A 2163-nucleotide genomic window follows, 5' to 3' on the forward strand; every position below is an offset into this window, starting at 1 on the left:
TCGAGTTAGACATCCCACCCGATAGCAGTTGAATTTCCAAAATGAGAATTGCTGCGTGCTTCCAGCACGGCTTTACATTGGAGACACTTCTCACTAAAATACACATAGTTCTAGTGAGAAGCTATGTACCTGACTCAAAAGAACCAGATACGAGGACTTCCAGTGCGAGAGTTGAAAGCCTTGGGGGAACTCTGCCGACTGAGTAAAAATCTCTACAATGTAGGAATTTACACTCAATGGCAGTATTACTTCCAAGATGGGAAACATCTTTGCTACGAGTCCAACTATCACTACTGTAAGGGAAACTCGAACTATAAACGGTTGAACACCGATATAGCCCAACAAACTCTTAAAGTAGTCGATCGCACTTTTCGGAGCTTCTACCGTTTGAGCCAGGCCCTCAAAGAGGAGACCTTTCCACAGAAAGTTAGACTCCCTCACTACCGGCCCAAAGACGCTTATTTCGTCCGGATTAGGCCGAGGGTTAAAATCAAGGACGGAAAATTTAGAGTTCCCGTGTCTCGCGACTTGGGCAACTTGCGGGGCGAAATTTGGATTCCTTTCCCGGAAAGAATCGCTCCCGATACTCTCAAGGAAGTTTGGATTCACCCTCGATATAACGCCCGTTTTTTTGACGTGGAGTTTATTTACGAGGTGGAAGAAACTCCCGTTCCCACCGAACCCGATACGGCTCTAGAGATCGATATCGGACTTGACAATCTGGCTACTTGCGTCGATACCAACGGGGCATCCTTTATCGTGGATGGCAAAAAACTGAAATCCCTTAACCGTTGGTACAACAAAGAGAACGCCCGACTGCAATCGATTAAAGATTTGCAGAAAATCGAGGGAATAAAGGAGCGCCAGACTAGGGTAACGCGGAATCGCCATAACAAGGTTAGGGATTATCTCAACAAAGCCGCCCGTTACATTGTTAATCACTGTATCGAGAACCGAATCGCTCAAATTGTGGTAGGTTTTAACGTCGGTATCAAGCCGGAGATTAATATCGCCAGCCCCAATAACCAGAACTTCCTTCAAATTCCCCACGCCAGTTTTAGAGCTAAACTGAAAGCATTGCGGGGGAGATACGGTATCTCCTACGTTGAACAGGAGGAATCGTATACTTCTAAAGCTAGTTTTCCTATTGGGGGATAAATTGCCGAAACACCGATAAACCGAGAGAGTCTAAATTCTCTAGCCAACGGCTTAAACGGGGGCTGTATCGAACGAAAGATGGTTTTCTGGTTAACGCGGACTGTAACGGGGCGGCTAATATATTGAGGAAAAGTAAGCACAATGCTTTAAGCGGAGTGTCTGGGGGTTGTTTGGCACAGCCGTTAAGAGTGAAAATCTCTTAAAAATCTCCGCCTTCTACGGCGCTAGAGTGTCAACCGGACGCTAACCTTACGGCTATAGCGCGGGGCTTATCGGCGGTTAAGCTAAGTTTCTGGGTCAACCCTGAGCAAGATTTGGCAAGCACTGGGGTAAGGGTAATCCTATCTCAGCCAGCCTAGCCTCTGAATAAATCCCCTTAGTGGGAAGTATGAAACATCAACTTGGAGAACGACAAATATGGACTTATCACTTATTCCCCCGGAACCGAAACCAGGATTGGTCAATGTGTTGATCGAAATTCCTGCGGGGAGTAAAAATAAATACGAATTTGATAAAGATTTACAAGCCTTCGCCCTAGATCGGGTTTTATACTCCTCTGTTCAGTACCCCTATGATTATGGGTTTATCCCGAATACTTTAGCGGATGATGGAGACCCCCTTGATGGCATGGTGTTGATGGATCAACCGACATTTCCTGGTTGTGTGATTGCGGCGCGGCCCATTGGTATGCTAGAAATGATTGATGGTGGCGATCGCGATGAGAAAATTCTCTGTGTTCCTGCCAAAGACCCCCGCTATAGTGAGGTAAAATCTCTGAAAGATATCGCACCTCACCGCCTAGAGGAAATTGCGGAATTTTTCAGAACCTACAAAAATCTTGAGAAAAAAGTCACAGAAATTCTGGGTTGGCAAGATGTGGACAAGGTACAAGCTATAGTGCAAGCCTCTTGCATAAAATCCGGTAATTTCCTGCAGGAGCCGGAAATTATTCCTCAAAGGAGATGATCGATGCAGGTCCAGGATTAGACCTACGTTAAGGGGGTG

At 46.0% G+C, this 2163-nt stretch carries 2 protein-coding genes; both read left to right on the top strand.

Going from position 1 to position 2163, the window contains the following annotated elements; translation table 11 throughout:
• Positions 1-123 precede the first annotated feature (123 nt).
• The gene (locus P5674_RS24255) at positions 124-1158 is read left to right on the top strand and encodes an RNA-guided endonuclease InsQ/TnpB family protein (protein ID WP_006616010.1); all 1035 of its coding nucleotides are present in this window, start codon (positions 124-126) and stop codon (positions 1156-1158) included.
• Positions 1159-1575: 417 nt separating this feature from the next.
• Entirely contained in the window at positions 1576-2124 is a 549-nt protein-coding gene (locus tag P5674_RS24260; protein WP_006615875.1) for an inorganic diphosphatase, read from the top strand.
• The last annotated feature ends 39 nt before the right edge of the window (positions 2125-2163 follow it).

Source organism: Limnospira sp. PMC 289.06 (assembly GCF_032350395.1).
GTDB classification, from domain to species: domain Bacteria; phylum Cyanobacteriota; class Cyanobacteriia; order Cyanobacteriales; family Microcoleaceae; genus Limnospira; species Limnospira platensis.

Coding starts and splice junctions, on each gene's coding strand:
- P5674_RS24255 (WP_006616010.1), top strand. CDS start 124: ATGTACCTGACTCAAAAGAACCAGATACGAGGACTTCCAGTGCGAGAG.
- P5674_RS24260 (WP_006615875.1), top strand. CDS start 1,576: ATGGACTTATCACTTATTCCCCCGGAACCGAAACCAGGATTGGTCAAT.